The sequence below is a fragment of the Tahibacter soli genome (assembly GCF_025717065.2).
Taxonomy (GTDB): Bacteria; Pseudomonadota; Gammaproteobacteria; order Xanthomonadales; family Rhodanobacteraceae; genus Tahibacter; species Tahibacter soli.
The window spans coordinates 92,710-115,217 of sequence record NZ_JAOVZO020000015.1; the positions used below are offsets into that span (position 1 = coordinate 92,710).

A 22,508-nucleotide genomic window follows, 5' to 3' on the forward strand; every position below is an offset into this window, starting at 1 on the left:
ATCCATCATCCGTCGATCGTTGCCGTTCGTCACACGCGTTTGTCATTCGTCACCCGCCGCTGGCGCGCCGGGGGCGCGGCGCGCAGGGTGAACGCCTCCAGCGGAGCGGATCATGAACGAACTACGTTGCGCACGCACGGCGTTGACAGTTGGCGGCGCGTTGTCGATCGGCATGGGCGGCTTGCATTTATGGCTGCCGCGGATTTTCGACTGGCACTCCTCGATGGCCTCGGTACCGGCAAGTCTGCGGTGGGCGCTGGTGTCGTTGAACGCGTTCTGGAGCCTCCTCGCAATCGGGACAGGCACGATCGCGTTGCGGCTGGCCCGGTACGACGAATGGCGCGAAGCGTCCGGGCGCTTCGTCGCTGCCACGTTCGCGGCGTATTGGGGAGCGCATGCTGCGTACCTCGCGGCATGGCCGTTTCCGTTGCCGCCCCGGCTGGCGTGGCTCGGCTGGGCGTTTCTGGGCTTCGCGATGGCGCAGTGTGTGTTGCACGGGGCGGCGGCGGGAATGCGTGGAATGCGGACACCCAGAAATTCGTGACGAACGTGTGGAACGCGGACACTCAGAAATTCATGACGAGGGCCGGCGAGCAGACGAGTGGAATGTGGACACCCGGAAATTTGCGACGATAGCCGGCGAGCGAGTGACTACGAACGAGAACGAACGAGCACGAATGAGGGCAGTCGAAAAATTGCCGCAAAGCCTGGAATGCGGAAAGCCGGTAGCGCGAATACTCACGATTGCGTTATGCGCCGAAATCGGAATTCTCCGAGATTTTCGACGGAAGACGCCGGATGCGATAGACGTTCGCCGTTCGCATACTGACTGCATGACACTCGCCCGCCTGCACACTGTCGATCCGCATTCGTCCGGCGCCTACCACGTCGTATCGCGATGTGTTCGCCAAGCATGGCTGTTCGCCCGCGACACCGAAACGGGGCGTGACTTGTCGCATCGGAAACGCTGGGTCGAAGAACGAATCCATCATCTGGCCGCACATTTCGCGATCGCCGTCTACGCTTACGCGATCATGGACAATCACGTCCATATCGTCGTCCAGACCGACCCGGACAGACCTCTTTCCTGGTCCGCAGAAACCGTTCTGCGTCGCTGGCTGGCGGTTTGTCCGCGGCGATTCGAATCCGGCGCCGATTTGGAGCAGTACATTGAACGGCAATCAGAAAATTCATCGAGAGTCGCCGAGCTTCGTGCGAGGCTCGGCAGTTTGAGCTGGTTCATGCGCCTGCTGAACGAGCCGATTGCACGGCGCGCCAATGCCGAAGACAGTCGCAAAGGACGATTCTGGGAAGGAAGATTTCGGTGCCAGGCGTTGCTCGACGAGGCGGCGGTCCTTAGCGCTATGGCATACGTCGACCTGAACCCCGTTCGTGCAGGGATTGTCACCGCACCTGAGGCGGCGAAGCACGTTTCGATCCGATGGCGCTGCCGCAACAGCAGGCGTTGCCGCAAGAGGGCTGACGCACTGCGGCCGGTCGCTGGTTGCGGTCCGGAGCGCCTCGTCACGGAACGCGAGTACCTTAAGCTCGTCGATACGACCGGGCGTCTCGCAGGCAAAAAGAAAAACGACGACATCGCACGGACGATGCTGCCGATTGTTCGACGTTTCGGGCTCTCGGAGTCGGCTTGGATTGCGCAGGTTCGTGGCACCGAGTCTTGCTATTGGCGCGTCATCGGCCGGTTCGAATCGTTCCTCGACAAAGCCGCCGAACTCGGCCAGCGCTGGCTGAAGGGGTGTCGATTCGCCGGTCGCCTGGAAGCGGACTGACGCTCGGCGCTGTCTCGCCGACCTCATCGAGTCTGTCCCGTCGAATAGCTTTCGCATCGTGCGGCCACCGTGGACTGCGTTCGGACAAATGTCCGAACAAACGTTGCGCGAAATAGCGACGGGCGTACCTCCTCCTTGTCGATCGAATCGACGCGTCTTGAGGCGTCGCTGTCGCGTGGTCGAATTGTCACGAGCGTCCCTGTCTCGCTCGTGTCGCGATTCGCGGAAATTCGCCGAATGCTCGCCTACGCTGCTTTCCTCGGCCCGGGCTCGCCGTTCGCCTTCGTGGGTGCGCGCTCGTGATTGATTTCCAGACTGTCCAGATTCGATCTCCTCGCCCGACTTCCAGACTGTCCAGATTCGCTCGCCCGGCTTCCGGACTGTCCACATTCGATCCCCAGATTCGACGATTCACACAATCCTCCCGACCATCGACCGGAAATCGTCATGCTGAAACACGCGCTCGCGCTAACAATCGCAATGGCCATTCCGTCGCTTGCAGCGGCGCAAACGCTGAGCGTCGGGCCTGGCCAGCCCTACGCGACGCCATGTGCCGCGATTGCCGCGGCGTCGGCGGGCAGCACGATTCTGATCGACGCGGCCGGCAACTATGACGGCAATGTCTGTGGCTGGTCGACGAACGGATTGACCTTGCGCGGTGTCAACGGTCGGCCGCGCATCGATGCGGCCGGCAACAACGCGCAGGGGAAGGCCATCTGGGTGATTGCCGGCAACGACACGACGATCGAAAACGTCGAACTGTCGGGCTGTCGCGTCCCCGACGGGAATGGCGCCGGCATTCGTCAGGAGGGTAAGAACCTGACCGTGCGCCGCGTTTTTTTCACGACAACGAGAACGGCATTCTCGCCGGCGACAAGATCGGCAGCACGATACTGATCGAACATAGCGAGTTCTCGCACAACGGCGCCGGCGACGGACTTACGCACAACCTGTACATCAATCACGTCGATACATTGATATTCAGGTACAACTGGTCGCATGGCGCGAGTGTCGGCCACTTGCTGAAGTCGCGAGCGCGACAAAACTTCGTGCTGTACAACCGTCTCACCGGCGAGGCCGGCGGCACCGAGAGCTACGAAATCAATTTGCCGAGCGGCGGCACCTCGTTTGTCATCGGCAACCTCATCCAGCAACCCTCGACATCGCAGAACGGTGCGATGCTCGACTATCTGAGCGAGCCGGGGAATACCAATCCCGACGATCATTTGTTTGTCGTCAACAACACGTTCGTCAACAACCGCAGCGCCGGCACCTTCGTTCAGATCGGTGCCGCCGCGATGTCGCCTGCGCTCATACGCAACAACATCCTGTTCGGCAACGGCACTGTGAGTACGCAGGCTTCGGCCGTCGTCGACCACAATCTGACCGGTAGCGCGCCCATGTTCGTCGACGCGGCGAACTTCGACTACCGGTTGCTGCCCGGCGTCGCGGCGATCGACGCCGGCGTCGATCCCGGTAGCGGCATGGGCCAGTCGCTGATGCCGACGCAGCAGTATCGACATCCGACTGAGGCTTCGTCGCGCTCGACGGCGGGAGCGATCGACATCGGTGCCTACGAATGGCTGCCGGATCTGATTTTTCGCGCCAGCTTCGAATAGGGCTCTCGAGGTTCGAAATTGCGGCCGACAACGGCAAGTTCGGCATGCGCGAACGGCGCGCGAGTGTCTTGACGACAAGTGCCGCCAATTCCGGGACTATCGGCCGATTCCAGGACGGTCACCCTGCGATTCAAGGACAGTCACCATGAATCGTGGCGCAGCCCGTTTGCGGACAGTCACGATTCGCAGACCGGTTGCGGACAGTCACGATTCGCAAGTCGACGACTTGCGCGTCGGCCGTGGGCGCGCCGCGCGTGCTCAATACGAGCGCCGGGCCGATCAGGAATCGCATGATCGAGCTCCCCGTCGGCCGACCGGCCGTCGCGAATAGGATGCGGTCGCGTGCGATGGGGTTTGGATTGCGCCAAACACACGCCGACGGAGGCGGACGGGCGGTCGCGTAGTGCGCCAACTTCCGCGGTTGTATCTGTTTAGACTTTTGATGGGCTGCGCGTCGAAGCCGTGCCGTTCGTCAGGCGTCAGGCAATTCGCGTCGCAGGTGGAAGATCCGATCCCAATGCGCAAACAGCAGGTCGGTCAATTCGGGATCGAATTTCCTGCCGCGCTGCTCGGCGATGAAAAGACGGATTTCGTCTTCCGGCCATGCGTCCTTGTAGCAGCGCCGACTGCCCAGCGCATCGAACACGTCGGCCAGTGCGGTAATCCTGCCCTCGATCGGAATCTGCGTCGCTGCCAGACCCGCCGGGTAGCCGCTGCCGTCCCAGTTTTCGTGATGGCTGACGGCAATTTGTGCTGCGAGCTTGAACATCGGGCGCCTCGATCCGCCGAGCAGCTTCGCGCCGATTTCCGCGTGCGTGCGCATCACGGCGGTTTCTTCCGGGGTATGCGGCCCCGGCTTGTTCAAGATCGCGTCGGGTATGCCGATCTTGCCGATGTCGTGCAGCGGCGCGGCGTAGTTGAGGAGTTCGCAGGTTTCGTCGGGGAGGCCGTGCAATTGACCGAGCATCCTCGCGATGATCCCGACACGCCGGACATGATTCGCCGTTTCCTGTGACCGTGTTTCGGCAGCGCCGGCGAGGAGATAGACCATCTCGAGCTGGCTGTCGAAGAGTTCCCGGTTCAGATGCAGGTTCTCGAATGCGATCGCGACGTTGCTGCAGAAGACTTCCATCAGCCGCAGCCCCAGATCGTCGAGCGTGTGCGATTCGCCGACGTAAAGCAGCGCTTCGGTTTCCTGACTGTCCGCAAAATGCAGCACGTAGTGATCGTCGGCGAAAACGTGCCTTTTGTTGAGGTACGCGCCGCGCAGCGACTGCGCGATGTGGCCCGGCAGTTTTTCGTCGGCGTTGCGCGCGAGCAGGTTCGCGTAGTCGCCGGTCGCCGCGGCAACCTCGAAATGCTCCGGCAGCGCGCCGTTGGGATGCGCGACGCGACAGCACAACGCGCCGCGTTGGACGCCGACCAGATCGGCCAGCTGGCCGAGCACGATCGATGCGAACTGCTGCGGCTGCTGCTGTTGAGAGAACACGCGCGACGACGCCCGGATGACGTGTTCCAGACCGAGACGGCTGGCCTCGATCGTGCGCATGTCGCGGTACGCGCGCAGGGCGGCGTACAGGGTCGTCGCGAGTTTCTGCGCGGTCAGTTCGGTTTTTTCCTTGTAGTCGTTGATGTCGTACGCGGCAATGACTTCGTGTTCCGGCGCCTGTCCCGGTTGCCCGGTGCGCAGCACGATGCGCACGAAATGATTGCCGAGCGCGCCGCGGATCGTGCGCACGAGATCGAGTCCCGCCTGCTCGGTTTCCATGACGACATCGAGCAGAACGACGGCGGTATCTTCGTGTTCGGCGAGCAGGATCGCGGCTTCCTTGCTCGAATATGCGCTCAGCAGTTCGAGCGGACGTTCGGCGAAGCGGAAGCTCGAGAGAACGAGGCGGGTGACGTTGTGGATCTCGGGCTCGTCGTCGACGATGAGCACTTTCCACGGAGGGCGCTTGTCGCTTGGCTCGGCGGCGAATTCGAAGCGGTCGTCGAGTACACCCATGCTGTAGCCCCCCGGTACCAGCACAGGCAGTCTACTCCAGAACCTTCGATTCGGAAGCCCGGGAGTCGGTACGACATGACGTTCGTAATTTACGCATTCTTCGCGCGACGACGGCGCTTTCGCGTCGCGTCTTGAACGCGTCGCGGTTCTGATTCAGACCTGAGTTCGTACGTACGAGTTTGTCTCGATCATGCGATGGTCGGCGCACCAACGCGTTTCGTGGCTGTCCAGATTTCCCGCAGGTTTCGCGTGCTCGTAACGTTTTGTGTCTGTCCCGGTCTTGCGGACGTTTGATCGCGCCGGGCCGGGTCGGGAGCGTACCCGGAACGTGCCTGTCCGAAACTTGCCCGACCGGGTTCACGACCGTGTGCTTTGTTGCCGGCCCTGCGTTCTGCGGGGCGGCGCTCTTCGAGCGCGGGCGAGGCGGAGGCATGTGGTGCCTCCGCCGTCGATCCGTAGATCAGCTCTTGCCGTGAAACAGCTCGCGTCCGATCAGCATGCGGCGGATCTCGTTCGTGCCGGCGCCGATTTCGTACAGCTTGGCGTCGCGCAGCAGGCGCCCGGTCGGAAACTCGTTGATGTAGCCGTTGCCGCCCAGCGCCTGGATGGCTTCCAGCGTCACTTTGACGGCGTTCTGCGACGCGTTCATAAGGCACGATGCCGGATCGATGCGCGATTTCACGCCGCGGTCGAAGTCGAGCGCGACCATGTAGGCGTAGGCGCGCGAAGACTGCAACGCTGTGTACATGTCGGCGACCTTTGCCTGCATGATGCCGAACGTGCCGATCGGCGCGTTGAACTGTTTGCGTTCGCGCACGTAGGGCAGGGTGATGTCGAGTGCGGCCTGCATCAGGCCGATCGGGCCTCCCGAAAGCACGAGACGTTCGGTGTCGAGGCCGCCCATCAATACGCGCACGCCTTCGTTCACCTGGCCGACGATGTTTTCGGCCGGAATCTCGCAGTCTTCGAACACGAGCTCGCTCGTGTTCGAACCGCGCATGCCGAGCTTGTCGAGCTTCTGCGCCGTGGAGAAACCCTTCATGCCTTTCTCGACGATGAAGGCGGTCATACAGCGACTGCCGGCGGGTCGCGGCGCGGTGCGCATATAGACGAGCAGCACGTCGGCGTCGGGGCCGTTGGTGATCCACATCTTCGAACCGTTGGCGATCCAGCGATCGCCTTTGAGTTCTGCACGGCAGGTCATCGAGCCGACCACGTCGGAGCCGGCGCCCGGTTCGCTCATCGCCAGGGCGCCGACGTATTCGCCGCTGCACAGTTTCGGAATGTATTTCTGGCGTTGTTCTTCCGTTCCGTTCGTATACAGATTCTGTACGCACAGGTTGGAATGCGCGCCGTACGAAAGGCCGATCGAGCCGGAGGCGCGGGAAATTTCTTCCATCGCGACGAGATGGGCGAGATAGCCGAGGCTCGACCCGCCGTAAGCGTCCGAAACGGTAATGCCGAGCAGTCCCATGTCACCGAGCTTTTTCCACAAATCGCTCGGAAACACGTTCTCGCGATCGATGAGGTCGGCGCGCGGAGCGATCTCCTTCTCCGCGAACTGGCGCACCGTTTCGCGCAGGAGGTCGAGTTCTTCACCGAGGGGAAACGGTCGCATTCGAATCGTCCGGGCAGTGGTCGCAGCCGACGATTCTAGCTTTTCGCCCACGACCGCGGCCAATGATGCGTCGCGCTAAGGCCGTACTTCTGGGTATAGCGGTGCGAATGCGCGTCCGTACGAGTTCGACGGGGTTTGCGGGAGGGATTGCCCAGCCAGGCGTACTGGCGGTTTTGTGTCTGTCCAGGTTCGATTCTGGGGATTCGCGGCTGTCCCGATTCCCGCACGTGGCTGACCCGATACGGAGACTCTCCCGACCGGAGCGAATGCGTGACTGCCTTGATTCGCTCGCGATTCATGACGGTCCCGGTTCCGCATGCGCGCCTGCACAACTATGCGCCGTCTGATCGATTCCAGGTCGGAGTCCGGCAAACGATGACTGTCCCGGTTCGGTCTCCCGGTCCGGTCGCGAATGGTGCTGCTCGGGATTCTTGACTGTCCTGATTCGCTCCTCGGGATTCTTGACTGTCCTGATTCGCTCGATCGCGATTCTCGACTGTCCCGGATCTGCTCGACTGTCCCGGATCTGGTCCTCGACTGTCCCGGTTCGGTCGGGAACGATGGGGCCACGCAATTCGTGGATGTCCCGATACGTTTGATGTCCTGATACGCTTCGCTCGCGGACCCGATACGCTTCACGACGGCTCCGATTCGCCGGCGATTCGTGCCTGTCCCATTCCGCCGCCTGCATTTCGCCGCCTGCAACGCGCCGCCGCTCACCGTCGCGCGGCGGCGCGCAGGCGACGCTCAGTTGCCGTAGCGAATGACCGGCCTGCCGTTCAACGGCTGGAGCTTGCGATTGTTGCGCGGGTAGCGCGCGAGGAAGGCGTCGAGCTGCGCCTTGGACATCGTCACCGGCGCCGGCAGCACGTACCACTCGACGTTTTCGGTCAGCGGCGGCGTCGTCAGCGAGCCGAGATAGTGGTAGTAGCCGCGCTGCTTGGGCAGCAGCTGACCGATGTCGATCGTCTTCTGCGCGACGTCGGCGCCGGGCTTGAGGTCGTCGATGACGGTCTGCGCGGCGGCGTTCGCTTCGCCTTCGGCGAACATCACGCCGATCACGGCGAGCCGGCCGTCCTGCGCCTTGAACACGAAGTGGCCTTCGAGCGGATAGTGCTTGCCGTCGATCGTGTGCTCGCTCGCGGCATGGAAATGGAACTGCGCGAGGGTGAAGTGGCGGCCGCGGATCATCGCTTCGGTCGAATGCGTGTCGACCTGCACGGCATGGCCGTTGTCCTCCACCTTGTCGATCGGCGACACCGACCGCCAGATCTGCAGGCCCTGCGGTTCGTTGTCGTCGGCCGCAACGGCGGCGGCGGTCACGATGTCGATCGGCGATTGCGCGCGATCGAGTGCGGACGGCCATTTTTCCTGATGCGCGTAGTCGAGCTTGCCTTCGTTGGCACCGGCGGCGCCGGCGACGAGGCAGGTGACGAGGGCGGTAGCGGCGAGAAGATGGCGCATACGGCAGACTCCGGTTGGTGGAGCGCCATGATGCACGAATGCGCGAGACGCGCGTGTGACCGGGCACGCGAGCATCGACTCTCCCGGGCGCCCGGGAGAGTCGTGCGGAACGAGCGTGTTACTGGCCGCGCATGCGACCGAGGAAGCGCGTCTGCTGGTTGCCCATGTGCGGCAGCTTGATCTTGCCGATGGCGTTGATGCGTTCTTCGGCCATGCGGTCGGCGGCCTTGTAGGTCGGGATGCCGTCGCGCTTGGCGATCATGAAGATCTTGCCGAGGTTGTAGTAGATCGTGCGCATCATGCGCATCGCGCGTTCGCGGTTGTAGCCGTCGATTTCGAGCGACACGTTCATCAGGCCGCCGGCGTTGACCGCGTAGTCCGGCGCGTACAGCATGCCGCGCTTTTCCACCTCGTCGCCGATCGCGTCGGTGGCGAGCTGGTTGTTGGCGGCGCCGCAGATGATCTTGCACTTCAGGCGCGGCAGCGTCTTTTCGTTGACCGTGCCGCCGAGCGCGCACGGCGAATAGACGTCGGCCGGCACGTCGTAGATCTCGTCGAGCGCGACGGCTTCGCAGCCGAACTCGTCGACGCAGCGGCGCACGGCTTCCTGGTTGATGTCGGTGACCCACACCTTGGCGCCCTGTTCGCGCAGGAGCTTGACGAACTCGAAGCCGACGTGGCCGACGCCCTGCACGGCGTAGCTGTACTTGCCGACGTCCTCGTTGCCGAACTTGACGTTCAGCGCGGCCATGAGGCCCTGCAGCGTGCCGAACGCGGTGAACGGCGACGGGTCGCCCGAACCGCCGTGCACTTGGTGCACGCCGGTCACGAATTCGGTTTCCTTGAGCACGTATTCCATGTCGTTGACGTCGATGCCGACGTCTTCGGCCGTGATGTAGCGGCCGTTGAGCGAGTTGATGAAGCGGCCGAACGCGCGGAACAGCGCTTCGCTCTTGTCCTTGGACGGATCGCCGATGATCACGGCCTTGCCGCCGCCGAGGTTGATGCCCGACACGGCCGCCTTGTAGGTCATGCCGCGCGACAGTCGCAGCACGTCGTTGAGCGCTTCCTGCTCGGTCTTGTAGGCCCACATGCGCGTACCGCCGAGGGCGGGACCGAGCACGGTGTTGTGGATCGCGATGATGGCCTTGAGGCCCGCGTCCTTGTTGTGGCAGAACACCACCTGCTCGTGGCCGGTCTGAGCGAGGGTTTCAAAGATCATCGACGTAAAGCTCCGAGTCGAAGCGTCTGGAACTGCGCGGGCGCGGGCCGCGGTCGGATGCGGCAACCCGCGAAGAACGGACGCTAACTAGCTGAATGGAAATGCGGATGTGCGAACGCCCGCAAGAGGGGGCGGGCGTTGGCGGCGCGTAGTGTAGCCCCGTGCGCCGGCAGGTGGAATGCTTCGGCGCAAGTTGGTGGCGGATCGAACGTTCGTTTGTCGCAAGCGGGAGATCGAAGTTTACTTTTTCGCTTCTGCCGCGGCGGCGTCCTTCGCCGCTTCCTTCGCCTTGCGGTCGGCTTTCCTGTCGGGCTTCTTCTCGGCCTTCTTGCCGGCATCGCCCGGCGCGGCTTCCGGTGCCGGCGGCTTGCCGTCCGTCTCGGTCTTTTCCGGCACCTTCGTCTTGGCGCCTTCTTCGTCGGGGGCGCCCGGTTCGACGACCTTGAGCGTCGCCTCGTCGGCCCAGATGGTGCCGCCGTCGATCAGGAGGAAGCCGACTTCGATGTCGCGCGTGCCCGACGACACCTTCGCCCGCACGCTCAGTCGCGTCCATTCGTCGTTGGTGCCGGTCGTGCGCGGCTTGGAGCGGAACTGCTCGCGCACGCCGCCGGTGCGGTCGATGACGTTGACGCAAAGTACAAAACCGCGCTTGCCGACGTCGCGCGTGCGCACCAGCGCCGAGAATTCCACTTCCTTGCCGACCAGCGTGCTGGCCGGAACGATCTGGTCGAGCGCGCCGTAGTCCTGCTCCAGCAGGCGCTTCATGCGGAACGAAGCCTTGCCCTTCGCCACGACCTCGCTGTCGAGCGCGAATTCGTACGACGGTTCGCCCGCGTGCTGATGGCCGCGCCAGCCCGGTATCGTTTCGCCGGCCGCCGGTTTCTGTTCGAAGCCCGGATTGACGAGATTGATCGACTGCGCGGCGGCGAACGGCGGCAGCAGGGCGAGCAGAATGGCGGCGGCGATTTTCACGCGGTGTACCTCGGGCAAAGCGACGGATCGCCGATGATAGTCGATGATCGCGTCCGAGCCGACCGGACGACCCCTCGCTTGTCCGGACATCATTCGGCGAGCGCGGGTTTGGGGACGGGTACAATGGCGGTCCCAACGCCGCACCGCACGGGCCTTTCGATGAGCACTCCCGCCAAGATCACCGCCGACCTGTCCGCCGCCGATCTGTCGGCAGAGCCCGGTCCGCTGCGCTTCGTCACGGCCGCGAGCCTGTTCGACGGCCACGACGCCGCGATCAACATCATGCGCCGTCTGATCCAGGCGCAGGGCGCCGAAGTCATCCATCTCGGGCACAACCGCTCGGTCGAGGACGTCGTGCGCGCCGCGCTGCAGGAAGACGCCGACGCCATCGCGCTGTCGTCGTACCAGGGCGGCCACGTCGAGTACTTCAAGTACATGGTCGACATGTTGAAGGAGCGCGGCGCGCCGCACATCCGCGTGTTCGGCGGCGGCGGCGGCACGATCACGCCCGAGGAAATCGCCGAACTGCAGGCCTACGGCGTCGAGCGCATCTATCACCCGAACGACGGCATGCACATGGGCCTCGTCGCGATGATCGAGGACGTGATCCGCCGCGCACGCGCCGCCGCCGCCGCGCGCGCGGCCGGCAACGCCGCGAACATCGACGACGACATCTCGGTCGGCCGTTTCCTCACCGCGATCGAAGAGGGCATGCTCGACGAGAGCGACCTTGCGCGTCTGCGCAAGGAATGGCAGCTCGCCGGCGCGAAGATTCCCGTCGTCGGCGTCACCGGCACCGGCGGCGCCGGCAAGTCGTCGGTCGTCGACGAACTGCTGTTGCGGTTTTTACAGTCTTTTCCCGACATGCGCATCGCGGTGCTCGCGGTCGATCCGACGCGCCGCCGCTCCGGCGGCGCGCTGCTCGGCGATCGCATCCGCATGAATTCGCTGCGCAGCCCGCGCGTCTACATGCGCTCGATGGCCACGCGCCGCCAGCACGTCGCCACTAACGTCGTGCTCAAGGACTGCATCGCGTTCCTGAAATCGCTCGGCTACGACCTCGTCATCGTCGAAACGGCCGGCATCGGCCAGAGCGATTCGGAAATCGTCGATCTCGTCGATTTTCCGATGTACGTGATGACGAGCGACTACGGCGCGGCGAGCCAGCTCGAAAAGATCGACATGCTCGATTTCGCCGAGCTCATCGTGCTCAACAAGTTCGACAAGCGCGGCGCCGAAGACGCGCTGCGCGACGTCAAGAAGCAGTGGAAGCGCAATCGCGTCGCGTTCCAGCTGAAAGACGACGAGGTGCCCGCATATCCGACGATCGCGAGCCAGTTCAACGACCCGGGCGTGTCGTGGATGTTCGCGAACCTGTGCCGCCTTCTGCGCGACAAGCTCAAGCTGCCGGCCGAGCGCTGGACGCCGACGATCGACACCTCGCTCAAGGAGCCGCGCGCGACGGTGCTGATTCCGGGCCCGCGCGTGCGCTATCTCGCCGAGATCGCCGAAGGCGGCCGCGGCGTCAATACGCAGATCGACGTCGAAGCTGACGCCGCGTCGAAAGCGCAGAGTTATTTTCAGGCACTGACGGAGCTCGACGATCCGTCGCTGCCGCGCGAGCTCGACCTGTACGCGCCGGCCGACGTCGGCGCGTCGGCGAACGGCGACCGTTCGCTCATCGTGCTGCGCCAGCGCTACAACGCGGCGGTGAAGGAACTGTCGGCCGAGGCGATAACTCTGCTGCGCGAGTGGCCGGCGCGCTACAAGTCGGTCACCGACGAGGTCAACGAATACGAAGTGCGCGGCAAGAAGATCCGCGTCGAGAACTACGTCGAATCGCTGTCGCACCAGAAGATTCCAAAGGTGTCGCCGCCGCAGCTGCGCGACTGGGGCGACCTGCTGAAATTCCTGATGAAGGAAAATCTGCCCGGCGACTATCCGTACACCGGCGGCGTGTATCCGTATCGCCGCACCGGCGAGGATCCGATCCGCATGTTCGCCGGCGAAGGCACGCCGGAACGCACGAACCGCCGCTTCCACTATCTGTCGGTCGGGCAGAAGGCCGCGCGTCTGTCGACGGCGTTCGACTCGGTCACGCTGTACGGCGAAGACCCGGCCGTGCGCCCGGACATCTACGGCAAGATCGGCAACTCCGGCGTGTCGATCGCGACGCTCGACGACATGAAGAAGCTGTATTCGGGCTTCGACCTGTGCGCGCCGTCGACGTCGGTGTCGATGACGATCAACGGTCCCGCGCCGATCATCCTTGCGATGTTCATGAACACCGCGATCGATCAGCAGGTGGAAAAGTACCTGCGCGCCGACGGCGCGCGCTGGGACGCCGCGCACGAGAAGATTCTCGATCTCTTCAAGGACCGTCGCCGCCCGAGCTATTCGGGCATGATGCCGGAAGGCAACGACGGCCTCGGCCTGGGTCTGCTCGGCCTCACCGGCGATCAGGTGGTCGACGCGGAAACCTACGCGAAGATCAAGGCCGAAACGCTCGCGACGGTGCGCGGCACGGTGCAGGCCGACATTCTGAAAGAAGACCAGGCGCAGAACACCTGCATCTTCTCGACCGAATTCGCGCTGCGCATGATGGGCGACATCCAGCAGTATTTCGTCGACCAGAAGGTGCGCAATTTCTACTCGGTGTCGATCTCGGGCTATCACATCGCCGAGGCCGGCGCGAACCCGATTTCGCAGCTCGCGTTCACGCTGTCGAACGGCTTCACGATCGTCGAGTACTACCTCGCGCGCGGCATGCACATCGACGACTTCGCGCCGAACCTGTCGTTCTTCTTCTCTAACGGCATGGATCCGGAGTACAGCGTGATCGGCCGCGTCGCGCGGCGCATCTGGGCGCGCGCGATGCGCGAGCGCTACGACGCGAGCCCGCGCAGCCAGATGATGAAGTACCACATCCAGACGTCGGGCCGTTCGCTGCACGCGCAGGAAATCCAGTTCAACGACATCCGCACGACGCTGCAGGCGCTGTACGCGCTGTTCGACAACTGCAACTCGCTGCACACGAACGCGTACGACGAGGCCATCACGACGCCGACCGAGGAGTCGGTGCGCCGCGCGGTCGCGATCCAGCTCATCATCAACCGCGAGCTCGGCCTCAACTTCAACGAGAACCCGTGGCAGGGCAGCTTCGTGCTCGACAAGCTGACCGACATCGTCGAAGAGGCGGTGTACAAGGAGTTCGAGGCGATCAGCGAACGCGGCGGCGTGCTCGGCGCGATGGACACGATGTACCAGCGCTCGAAGATCCAGGAAGAAAGCCTGTACTACGAACACAAGAAGCACGACGGCAGCCTGCCGCTGATCGGCGTCAACACGTTCCTGCCGAAGGACCACGGCGGCGAGATCGCGACGACGATCGAGCTGATCCGCTCGACCGAAGAAGAAAAGAACCAGCAGATCGCGAACGTGCAGGCGTACCAGGACAACCGCAACGGCTATGCCGGCGACGGCGCGGGCGCGCTCGCCAACCTGCAGGCGACCGCGCGCGAACGCCGCAACATCTTCGCGAGCCTGATCGAGGCGGTGAAGTACAACTCGCTCGGGCAGATCAGCCACGCGCTGTACGACGTGGGCGGGGAGTATCGGCGGAATATGTAAAACATCGACGCGAGTTTCCAATCGAGTTCGGCATGTCGATCTGGATTCGAAGATGTGGCGTCGCCTTCGCGGCAACGAAGGTTTCGGCGCCGCCCCCTCACCTGACGTACATGGATGTACTAATGCCGCGGGCGCAGGATGCGCACGAGCGGCCGACCCTCTCCCCCAAGCAAGCTTGGAGGAGAGGGCTCAAGCGGCGTAGCGCCTGAATCCTCGGCTCCTTCTCCCCCAACCACGTTGGGGGAGAAGGTTGGGAAGAGGGGGCGGCGCGCACGATGGCATCGAGTTTCGGTTTTCGCCGCGTCCCATCCCGCCCGACCGAACGTCCGGGCCGACTGGCGCGGACGCCTCCGCACACGCTTCGCGCAACCCTCGACCGCACCGGCATCGCCGCGATGCCGCGATCGAAGGGGAAGCGAATGATCCGTTCCGCGTTACCGCTGCTCGCCGCCGTCTGTGCCGGCGCCGCCGTCGCCGCGCCGATGCAAAGCGCCACCGCCGGCTGGCAATGGGGCGTGAAGATCCCGCTGCGCGACGGCGTGAAACTTAACGCCACGCTGTACCGGCCCGCGCCGGACACGAAGATCGCCGCGTGCGTGTTCACGCTGACGCCGTACGTCTCGCAGACGTATCACGACCGCGGTCAGTATTTCTCGAAGAACGGCTACACGTTCCTGACGATCGACGTGCGCGGCCGCGGCAATTCCGAGGGCCGGTTCACGCCGCTCGCGCAGGAAGTCGACGACGTGCGCGACGTCGTCGAATGGCTCGGTCGCCAACCTTACTGCGGCGGCAAGGTCAGCATGTGGGGCGGCTCGTACGCCGGCTACAACCAGTGGCTCGCGGCGAAATGGCGGCTGCCGGCGCTGCGCGGCATCGTTCCGGCCGCGGCGCCGTGGCCCGGCTACGACTTTCCGTCCAACAGCGGCATCTTTCTCACGTACAACCCGAAGTGGCTGACGCTCACGAGCGGCAAGACCGCGCAGGACGACGTGTTCGGCGACCTTGCCTACTGGGACGCGAAGATGACCGAGTGGGTCGCGCAGAACCGGCCGTACGACGGCCTCGACGCCGATCTCGGCAATCCGAACCCGATCTTCAAGGATTGGGTGAAGCACCCGATGCGCGACGCCTACTGGGACAAGCACGGGCCGGCGCCGCGCGACTTCGCCGCAATGGACCTGCCGATCCTGTCGATCGTCGGCCAGTACGACATCCTCACGCCCGGCGCGCTCGAGTTCTATCGCATGCACATGCTGCACGCGTCGGAAGCGGCGAAGGCGAAGCACTATCTCGTGCTCGGACCGTGGGACCACGCCGGCACGCGCACGCCGCGGGCGAAGATCGGCAATCTCGCGATCGGCGCGGCCGGCCTTCTCGATCTCAACGCGCTGAACAAGGCGTGGTACGACTACACGCTCAAGGGCGGTCCAAAACCGGAATTCCTGAAGAAGCGCGTCGCGTACTACGTGCTCGGCGCCGGCGCGGAAGAGTGGCGCTACGCCGACACGCTCGAAGCCGTCACCGCCGAAGAGCGTCCGTACTATCTCGCGTCGGATCGCGGCGAGGCGAACGACATTTTCCGCTCGGGACGGCTCGAGCGCGATCGGCCCCCTACGCCGCAGACGCCCGACGCCTACGTCTACGATCCGCTCGCGACGCCGCCGGAAGATCCGATGTACGACTTCCAGTTCGTCACGCAGCACGGGCTGCCGATGCAGGCGTACGGCAAACAGATGCTGATCTATCACGGCGCGCCGCTGACCGAGGCGACCGAGATCGCCGGCAGACCTCGCCTCAAGGTTTGGCTCTCGCTCGACCAGCCCGACACCGATCTGATGGCATGGCTGTACGAGGTGCGGCCGGACGGCTCGAACGTGATGCTCGGTTTCGACCTGATGCGCGCGCGCTATCGCGAGAGCCTGCGTGTCGCACGGCCCGTCGTGCCCGGCGCGATCGAGCCGTACGATTTCGACGAGTTCATGTTCGTCGCGCGGCGCCTGGAAAAAGGCAGCCGGCTGCGTCTCGTGATAGGACCGACGCCGCGCAAGCTGTTCGAGCACAACTACAACAGCGGCGGCGTGGTATCGGCCGAGTCGGGCAAGGACGCGCGAACCGTGACCGTGACGCTGCACCACGACGCCGAACGGCCGAGCGCGCTGTATCTGCCGATGGCCCGGCCCGTGCCGCGTTGAGCCCCGCTGTCAGCGCAGGCCGCTCGTCGCCTGCGCGATCCAGCGCTGCAGGCTGCCGGCGTCGAGCGCGCCGGACTGCCGCGCGATTTCGCGACCGCGGTGGATCAGCGCCAGCGTCGGAATGCTGCGGATGTTGAACTGCCGCGACGTCTGCGGGTTGGCGTCGGTATCGAGCTTGGCGAGCCGCAGCTGCGGCTCGTAGCGTCGCGCGGCGTCGGCGTACACCGGCGCGAACGCGAGGCACGGGCCGCACCACGGCGCCCAGAAGTCGACGAGCACCGGCACGTCGCCGCGCTGCGCGAGGGCGGCGAACGTCGCGTCGGTCAGCTCGACCGGATGCGCCTCGAACAGCGCCTTGTGGCAGCGGCCGCACGACGGTGCGTCGGCGAGGCGTTCGCGCGGCAGGCGGTTGAGCGTCGTGCAGTGCGGGCAGGGGATATCGATTGTCGTGCTCATCGTCGCTGCGGGTGTGATAGGAATCGTTGCCAGATTGGGGCGCGCGCGGCGGGCGCAAGTTGGGGGTTTCGCCGCGCGCGCTCGTCCATGAGCGCAAGTCTGGGCGCGCAACGATGGAAGCTGCCATGAACCTTTTTGGAAAAGTCGCGTTCGCCGCGCTGGCGCTCGCGCCGATCGGCGCGACCAACGCCGCGATGTCGCTCAATCCGCGCGGCCTCGGGCAGGTGCTGCTGTATCCGTTCTATTCGGCCTACAACTCCGGCAGCCTCTCGACGCTCGTCACGCTCGTCAACACTTCCGACCGCGCGAAGGTCGTGCAACTGACGTTTCGCGAAGGCGCCGAAGGTGCCGAAACGCTGACGCTGCGGCTGTTTCTCGGACCGCGCGACGCCTGGAACGGCACCGCGTTCGGGCTTCCGGTGTTCCCGGTCGACGGGCCGAACCTGATCGCAAACGATCGCGGCTGCGCGGTGCCGGTCACGGTTGCCGACGTACGTGTGCTGCCGGACGGCCGGCGCTACTGGGTGTTCTCGCGCGTCAACGCGGTCGATCCGCCCGGTTGGGATCAGGGACGCGTCGGCACCGGCGCGATCGAAGCGATCGAGCTCGGCGAGATCAAGGCCGGCTCGGCGCTCGAGACGGCAGTGACGTCGCAGGGCGCCGGCGTGCCGTCGTGCGCGGGCGTCGACACGGCCGATCTCGCGGCGTCGCTCGACGCGCCGGGCGGAAAGCTCTACGGCAGCTTCGCGCTCGTCAACGCGGCGACGGGCCGCGTGACCTCGGGCGCCGCGACGGCGATCGACGGTTTCTCGGTCGTGCCGCTCGGCGATCGGCCGCTCGCCGACCTCTCGCACGGGCGCACGAGCGCGAACGCGAACGATCCGGTCGAGGCGAGCGTCGATGCGAACGGCCGGCGCTTCAGCGTGAAATATCCGCGCGATCGCGCGATCGACGCGGTGTCGGCCGTGCTGATGACCGACGCGGTCCACGGCGATTTCGTCGTCGACCCCTCGGCCGGCGCGAAGACCGACTGGGTACTCGCGATGCCGACGCGGCGCTTCTACGTCGCGGGCGCGAACAACGACAACGGCGTCGCGCGCGAACCGTTCGCGGCGCGCGCGCATTCGGCGATGTGGCGCCGTCAGCCATGCTCGTACTACGACGCCGACGTGCGCGACCGCGACCAGCACGCGATCGCGCCGCGCACGACGTATCTCGTCCGGCCCTCGCTGCCGCCGCGGCCCGAGGCCGTCGATCCGAACATCCTGTTCGAGCCGTATCCGGCGCGCGGCACGCGCGCACTGTGCAACGCGGTCGAGGTCGTCGCGTTCTCGCGCTATCACGACGTGCCGGACACCTACCGAGGTTCCGCGGTGATTCCGTACAAATGGGTGTTCGAGCTGATCGACGAGCGCGAGACCGCGACCGGCGGCACGACGCGGCTGCGCCTGGGACTGCCGGACCCGACGCCGTCGGGCACGAGCGGCACGACCCCGGCGGTGCTGCCGGCGGGCGTCGAAGGGCCGGCGTTGCGCGGCCTGCCGATGATCGGCTTCGCCGCGACGCTGTACGTCAACACGAACGGGCCGAACGGCGCGACGTTCGAATACACGTCGACCGAGCCGCTGCGCACCGAGGTCGCCTGCGCGACGAACGCCGGCGCGACGATCGCGTGCCCTTGAACGATCGCGCGATTCTTCAGCGAATCATCCGATTCCGTGCTGCGCGGCGAGCCCGCGCAGCCGCTGTGCCGTGTCCGCGTCGGCCGGAAAGAACGATTCGATCGCAAGCTCGGCGAGCGTGACGTCCATCGGCGTGCCGAACACGGTCGTCGTGCCGATCAGCGACAGCTCGCCGGCGGCGCTCGCAAGGCGCAGCGGCACGACGACGCTTGCCGTCTGCGGCAGCGACGCGGCGTCCGCCGGCTGCGCGCCGGCCGGCGCGGGATAAGCCGCCAGTTCGCGATACAGGTCGTCGAGTGCCGTGTCGGCCGTCGCGTCGGCCTGATGGCGCAGGCGATGCAGGATGTGCGCGCGCCACTCGTGATAGTTGACGATGCGGTCGGCGACGCCGTCGGGATGCAGACTCACGCGCAGCACGTTGACCGGTGGTGTCAGCAGCGCCTGCGACGCGTGCGCGAGCATCGGCGCCATCATGCGATTGGCCGCGACGAGGTGCCAATGGCGGTCGACCGCGAGCGCCGGATACGGTTCGTGGCCGGTCAGCACGAGATCGATCGCGGCGCGCGCCTGCGCCATCGCCGGATCGTCGAGGCTGCGCTCCGCGTACGACGGCGCGAGGCCGGCGGCGATCAGGAGCGCGTTGCGTTCGCGCAGCGGCACGTCGAGCCGGTCGGCGAGATTGATCAGCATCGCGCGGCTCGGCCGCGAGCGTCCCGTTTCGAGAAAGCTCACGTGGCGCGACGACGTGTCGGCGAGGCAGGCGAGATCGAGCTGGCTCAGGCGGCGGCGCTGGCGCCATTGCCGCAGCAGGGTTCCGACGTGGGGCTTCGTGTTCATGGGGCGACGATAGCGCAGCGCGCGGCGCCGTCCCATTACCTCACGGGTAATTGAGGCGCGGCCGGCGCGGGCGGACGATGGCGTCGAATCTCAACGACGGAGTCGACCATGAACCTCGCCAACCTCTTCAATCATCCGCAGTTCCTGCGCCGCGTGCTGCTCGTCGACGCGGTGTCGTGCGCCGGCATGGGCGCGCTGCTTCTCGCCGCCGCGGCGCCGCTATCGGGCGTGCTCGGATTGCCGGTCGCGCTGCTGCAGGGTGCCGCGGCGATCCTGCTGCCGTTCGCGGCATTCGTTGCCTGGCTCGCACGCCGCGCCGCGATGCCGCGTGCCGCGGTGTGGGCGGTCGTCGCGATCAACGCGCTGTGGGTGGTCGAAAGCGTCGCGGTGCTGTTCGTCGGCTGGACGCATCCGACCACGCTCGGCGTCGCCTTCGTGCTGATGCAGGCCGCGTTCGTCGCGGTGCTCGCCGAACTCGAAGCGATCGGCCTGCGCCGTCTGCCGGTTCAGGCGTGAGCGTCGAGCAGGCCGCCGTAGCGCAGCAGGTCTCCGAACGGCCGCTGCGCGATCGCGACCTCGAAGCGGTAGCGGCCGTCCTCGATCCGCTTGAACGCGCGCGTTTGCGGCATCAGCCACAAAGGGACGACGATACCGAACGCGCGCGCGCCGACGCAGCGCCAGTGCCAGCCGCCGTCGACGACGTCGACGGCGAGGCGCAGCGCGAACGGGCCGGCGGTTTCGGTCCAGTACCCGTCGGGCCAGCGGCCGTGCGGCACGAAGACGGAACGCATCGTCTGCCCGGTGTCGAAACGGCGGGTCCAGACGAGTGCGTCGCGCTCGTGCCGGATGTCGACCGCGAAGTCGCAGCGCGTGCGGTCGACGGGCAGGCCCAGTCGCCGCGCGAGCCGGCGGCCCGCGGGGCGTACGTCGAGATCGATCGCGCCCTGCAGCACGCCGCCGTCGCGATGCAGCTGCTGCAGTAGCGGGTGCAGGCCTTCGAAGCCTGCGCCGAACCAGCGCGTGACGGACGTTTCATTCATGCGGCAAGTATCGCCGGTTTCCGCAGCAGACTCGCGGCGACGAACGCGGAAGCCGCCGCCGCCGCCGCGCCGACGAGAAACGCCGACGCATAGCCCCAGCGCGCCGCGGCGAGGCCGGCGAGCGGACTGCCGGCGATCAGCGCGATGTCGAAGAACGCGACGTACGCGCCCATCGCCGACGCGCGGCTCGCCGGCGGCACGCGTCGCATCGCCTCAACGCCGAACGCCGGAAACACGAGCGAGAAGCCGGCGCCGGTCAGCACCGCGCCGATGTGCGCGAAGGTCGCGTCGGGCGCCGACCAGACGAGCAGCTGGCCGAGCGCTTCGACGCCGAGGCAGACGAGCGCGACGCGCGCGCCGCCGTAGCGGTCGGGCCAGGCCGAGCCGACGAGGCGCAGGCCGACGTAGCCCGCGCCGAACAGCGTCAGCGACCAGCCCGCATGCTGCCAGCCGCGCGCGGCGAACAGCAGCGTGACGAACGTCGCCGTCGCCGCGAACGCGACGCTCGCGAGCGCAAGGCCGGTGCCGCAGCGCGCGACGAGCCCGACGACCCGCGAGAACGGCAGCCGTTCGCCGCCGGCCGGCGCCACGGTCGCGAGCGTCGCCGCGACCGCGAGCGCGGCGAGCGGCAGCGCGACCGACGCTGCTGCGACGGCGGCGAATCCGTGGCCGAGCAGCCACGCGCCGAGCGGCGCGCCGGCCGCGAACGCCGCGTACATCGCGACGCCGCACCAGACCATCACGCGGCCCGCGCGCGCCGGCCCGAAGCGGCGCATGCCCCAGCCGAGGCCGCCGGTCATGACGTAGCTTTCGCCGACGCCGAGCACGAGGCGCGCGATCACGAGCACGGCGAGCCTGCCGGCCGCCGACGCCGGCAGCGTCGCGGCGAGCAGCACGAGACCCGCCGCGGCGCAGATCGAAAGGCCGACCAGCATCGTGCGGCGGCCGCCGCGCGTATCGGCGGCGCGGCCGGCGGCGCGGCGCGTGGCGAGCGTCGCGAGCGACTGCGCGGCGATCGCGAGCGCGACGACGACGTCGCCGTAGCCGAGCGTGTCGTGCACGTAGCGCGGCAGCGCGCCGAGCGCGACGCCGATGGCGGAGAAACCCAGGAATACGGCGATGCACAGCGGAACGAGCGCGGCGAGACCGGCGTCCCGTTCGGGAGAAAGCGGAGTGGCGTTCATGATGGCCTTGTCGTGGGCAAGCCGCGTCCGCGCGAACGGCGCGGCCGGTCGCGAAAGCGGGACTTGCGAAGTCGTGGAAGGGAAGCGAGCATTCGCTCGCATATCGCCAGTTTATGAGCGAAAGCTCGCATTCACCACTCGCATTCCGGAGCCGCCGTGGACAAGCGCGTCGATGCAAGAAAACAGCCGCGCCAGGCGCGCTCGCAGGCCACCGTCGAGGCGATACTCGTCGCCGCGGCTCGCGTTCTGGAGCGCGAAGGGTCGCGCGCGTTCACGACGAACCGCGTCGCCGAGGTGGCCGGCGTCAGCGTCGGCTCGCTGTACCAGTACTTTCCGAACAAGGAGGCGCTGATCGTCGCGCTGCACGACCGCCACGGCCGCGCGATGCACCGCGTGATCGGCGATGCGCTCGCCGACGGCGCGCATGCGACGCTGCGCGAGGCCGTGGCCGCGGTCGTGCGCGGCATGCTCGCGGCACACGCGGACGAGCCGGAGCTGCACCGCGTGCTCGAGCACGAGTACGCGTCGTTCGACGAGCGCACGTCGGCGCCCGACACGGGATTCGACATCTATCGCGAAGTGCGGCGCCTGCTGCGGCGGCATGCGGGCGAAGTGCGCGTCGCCGATCGCGAACTCGCGGCATGGGCCGTCGCGCACACGGTGCACGCGCTCGTGCATGCGGCGGTGCTCGAACCGCCGCGGCGACGCCGGCGCGGCGCGCTCGAAGGCGCGATCGTCGACGTCGTGCTCGCGTACCTGGCGGTGCCGTCGACGTCGCGTTGAATCGTTCCAAC

At 66.2% G+C, this 22,508-nt stretch carries 18 protein-coding genes; 9 read left to right on the plus strand and 9 right to left on the minus strand.

Annotated features, from left to right (window positions below; all coding sequences use genetic code 11):
* Window positions 1–112 precede the first annotated feature (112 nt).
* The 4 genes from OD750_RS10625 to OD750_RS10640 all read left to right on the plus strand — a co-directional run bounded on the left by OD750_RS10625 (window position 113) and on the right by OD750_RS10640 (window position 3,409).
* Window positions 113–544 carry a hypothetical protein gene (locus tag OD750_RS10625; protein WP_263544688.1) on the plus strand — a complete coding sequence of 144 codons (432 nt, stop codon included), beginning with the start codon at window positions 113–115 and terminating at the stop codon, window positions 542–544.
* A gap of 133 nt (window positions 545–677) precedes the next feature.
* Window positions 678–1,790 carry a transposase gene (locus OD750_RS10630; protein WP_263544689.1) on the plus strand — a complete coding sequence of 371 codons (1,113 nt, stop codon included), beginning with the start codon at window positions 678–680 and terminating at the stop codon, window positions 1,788–1,790.
* A 447-nt stretch (window positions 1,791–2,237) separates the two neighbouring features.
* Entirely contained in the window at window positions 2,238–2,687 is a 450-nt protein-coding gene (locus tag OD750_RS10635) for a right-handed parallel beta-helix repeat-containing protein (RefSeq protein ID WP_263544690.1), read from the plus strand.
* A 152-nt stretch (window positions 2,688–2,839) separates the two neighbouring features.
* Entirely contained in the window at window positions 2,840–3,409 is a 570-nt protein-coding gene (locus OD750_RS10640; RefSeq protein WP_263544691.1) for a hypothetical protein, read from the plus strand.
* A 472-nt stretch (window positions 3,410–3,881) separates the two neighbouring features.
* On the opposite strand, the gene OD750_RS10645 is transcribed toward OD750_RS10640, so the two are convergent.
* From OD750_RS10645 to OD750_RS10665, 5 genes are all read right to left on the minus strand, one after another.
* Entirely contained in the window at window positions 3,882–5,414 is a 1,533-nt protein-coding gene (locus OD750_RS10645) for a response regulator (protein WP_263544692.1), read from the minus strand.
* Window positions 5,415–5,874: 460 nt separating this feature from the next.
* Window positions 5,875–7,032: an isovaleryl-CoA dehydrogenase gene (locus OD750_RS10650; RefSeq protein ID WP_272841927.1), complete on the minus strand. Its 1,158-nt coding sequence runs from the start codon at window positions 7,030–7,032 to the stop codon at window positions 5,875–5,877.
* Window positions 7,033–7,779: 747 nt separating this feature from the next.
* On the minus strand, window positions 7,780–8,496 hold the full coding sequence (locus tag OD750_RS10655) for a carbonic anhydrase (protein WP_263544693.1): 717 nt from the start codon (window positions 8,494–8,496) through the stop codon (window positions 7,780–7,782).
* Window positions 8,497–8,614: 118 nt separating this feature from the next.
* Window positions 8,615–9,718 carry a Glu/Leu/Phe/Val dehydrogenase dimerization domain-containing protein gene (locus OD750_RS10660; RefSeq protein ID WP_263544694.1) on the minus strand — a complete coding sequence of 368 codons (1,104 nt, stop codon included), beginning with the start codon at window positions 9,716–9,718 and terminating at the stop codon, window positions 8,615–8,617.
* Window positions 9,719–9,958: 240 nt separating this feature from the next.
* Window positions 9,959–10,690 carry a hypothetical protein gene (locus tag OD750_RS10665; RefSeq protein ID WP_263544695.1) on the minus strand — a complete coding sequence of 244 codons (732 nt, stop codon included), beginning with the start codon at window positions 10,688–10,690 and terminating at the stop codon, window positions 9,959–9,961.
* A 159-nt stretch (window positions 10,691–10,849) separates the two neighbouring features.
* Here OD750_RS10665 and OD750_RS10670 point away from each other — a divergent pair, with 159 nt between their 5' ends.
* Together OD750_RS10670 and OD750_RS10675 are read left to right on the plus strand one after the other, a co-directional pair.
* Window positions 10,850–14,320: a methylmalonyl-CoA mutase family protein gene (locus OD750_RS10670; protein ID WP_263544696.1), complete on the plus strand. Its 3,471-nt coding sequence runs from the start codon at window positions 10,850–10,852 to the stop codon at window positions 14,318–14,320.
* A 419-nt stretch (window positions 14,321–14,739) separates the two neighbouring features.
* Window positions 14,740–16,515, plus strand: a complete 1,776-nt coding sequence (locus OD750_RS10675) for a CocE/NonD family hydrolase (RefSeq protein WP_263544697.1) — start codon at window positions 14,740–14,742, stop codon at window positions 16,513–16,515.
* A gap of 9 nt (window positions 16,516–16,524) precedes the next feature.
* Here OD750_RS10675 and trxC read toward each other — a convergent pair whose 3' ends face one another.
* Window positions 16,525–16,971 carry a thioredoxin TrxC gene (gene trxC, locus OD750_RS10680; protein WP_263544698.1) on the minus strand — a complete coding sequence of 149 codons (447 nt, stop codon included), beginning with the start codon at window positions 16,969–16,971 and terminating at the stop codon, window positions 16,525–16,527.
* Window positions 16,972–17,096: 125 nt separating this feature from the next.
* On the opposite strand from trxC, the gene OD750_RS10685 reads away from it, so the two are divergent.
* The gene (locus tag OD750_RS10685; RefSeq protein WP_263544699.1) at window positions 17,097–18,653 is read left to right on the plus strand and encodes a hypothetical protein; all 1,557 of its coding nucleotides are present in this window, start codon (window positions 17,097–17,099) and stop codon (window positions 18,651–18,653) included.
* Between the two features lie 24 nt (window positions 18,654–18,677).
* Here OD750_RS10685 and OD750_RS10690 read toward each other — a convergent pair whose 3' ends face one another.
* Window positions 18,678–19,490: an MmyB family transcriptional regulator gene (locus tag OD750_RS10690; protein WP_263544700.1), complete on the minus strand. Its 813-nt coding sequence runs from the start codon at window positions 19,488–19,490 to the stop codon at window positions 18,678–18,680.
* Window positions 19,491–19,598: 108 nt separating this feature from the next.
* On the opposite strand from OD750_RS10690, the gene OD750_RS10695 reads away from it, so the two are divergent.
* The gene (locus OD750_RS10695) at window positions 19,599–20,006 is read left to right on the plus strand and encodes a hypothetical protein (protein ID WP_263544701.1); all 408 of its coding nucleotides are present in this window, start codon (window positions 19,599–19,601) and stop codon (window positions 20,004–20,006) included.
* On the opposite strand, the gene OD750_RS10700 is transcribed toward OD750_RS10695, so the two are convergent.
* Both OD750_RS10700 and OD750_RS10705 read right to left on the minus strand, forming a co-directional pair.
* Window positions 19,997–20,530: a DUF4166 domain-containing protein gene (locus OD750_RS10700; protein ID WP_263544702.1), complete on the minus strand. Its 534-nt coding sequence runs from the start codon at window positions 20,528–20,530 to the stop codon at window positions 19,997–19,999. The genes OD750_RS10695 and OD750_RS10700 overlap by 10 nt on opposite strands.
* Window positions 20,527–21,714 (minus strand): MFS transporter, encoded by a 1,188-nt coding sequence (locus OD750_RS10705; protein ID WP_263544703.1) that lies wholly within the window; start codon window positions 21,712–21,714, stop codon window positions 20,527–20,529. The genes OD750_RS10700 and OD750_RS10705 overlap by 4 nt, the downstream gene beginning before the upstream one ends.
* 156 nt (window positions 21,715–21,870) lie before the next feature.
* Between OD750_RS10705 and OD750_RS10710 the strand changes: the two genes are divergently transcribed.
* Entirely contained in the window at window positions 21,871–22,497 is a 627-nt protein-coding gene (locus OD750_RS10710) for a TetR/AcrR family transcriptional regulator (RefSeq protein ID WP_263544704.1), read from the plus strand.
* Window positions 22,498–22,508: the final 11 nt, after the last annotated feature.

Coding starts and splice junctions, on each gene's coding strand:
- OD750_RS10625 (WP_263544688.1), top strand. CDS start 113: ATGAACGAACTACGTTGCGCACGCACGGCGTTGACAGTTGGCGGCGCG.
- OD750_RS10630 (WP_263544689.1), top strand. CDS start 678: ATGAGGGCAGTCGAAAAATTGCCGCAAAGCCTGGAATGCGGAAAGCCG.
- OD750_RS10635 (WP_263544690.1), top strand. CDS start 2,238: ATGCTGAAACACGCGCTCGCGCTAACAATCGCAATGGCCATTCCGTCG.
- OD750_RS10645 (WP_263544692.1), bottom strand. CDS start 5,414: ATGGGTGTACTCGACGACCGCTTCGAATTCGCCGCCGAGCCAAGCGAC.
- OD750_RS10650 (WP_272841927.1), bottom strand. CDS start 7,032: ATGCGACCGTTTCCCCTCGGTGAAGAACTCGACCTCCTGCGCGAAACG.
- OD750_RS10655 (WP_263544693.1), bottom strand. CDS start 8,496: ATGCGCCATCTTCTCGCCGCTACCGCCCTCGTCACCTGCCTCGTCGCC.
- OD750_RS10660 (WP_263544694.1), bottom strand. CDS start 9,718: ATGATCTTTGAAACCCTCGCTCAGACCGGCCACGAGCAGGTGGTGTTC.
- OD750_RS10670 (WP_263544696.1), top strand. CDS start 10,850: ATGAGCACTCCCGCCAAGATCACCGCCGACCTGTCCGCCGCCGATCTG.
- OD750_RS10675 (WP_263544697.1), top strand. CDS start 14,740: ATGATCCGTTCCGCGTTACCGCTGCTCGCCGCCGTCTGTGCCGGCGCC.
- trxC (WP_263544698.1), bottom strand. CDS start 16,971: ATGAGCACGACAATCGATATCCCCTGCCCGCACTGCACGACGCTCAAC.
- OD750_RS10685 (WP_263544699.1), top strand. CDS start 17,097: ATGAACCTTTTTGGAAAAGTCGCGTTCGCCGCGCTGGCGCTCGCGCCG.
- OD750_RS10690 (WP_263544700.1), bottom strand. CDS start 19,490: ATGAACACGAAGCCCCACGTCGGAACCCTGCTGCGGCAATGGCGCCAG.
- OD750_RS10695 (WP_263544701.1), top strand. CDS start 19,599: ATGAACCTCGCCAACCTCTTCAATCATCCGCAGTTCCTGCGCCGCGTG.
- OD750_RS10700 (WP_263544702.1), bottom strand. CDS start 20,530: ATGAATGAAACGTCCGTCACGCGCTGGTTCGGCGCAGGCTTCGAAGGC.
- OD750_RS10705 (WP_263544703.1), bottom strand. CDS start 21,714: ATGAACGCCACTCCGCTTTCTCCCGAACGGGACGCCGGTCTCGCCGCG.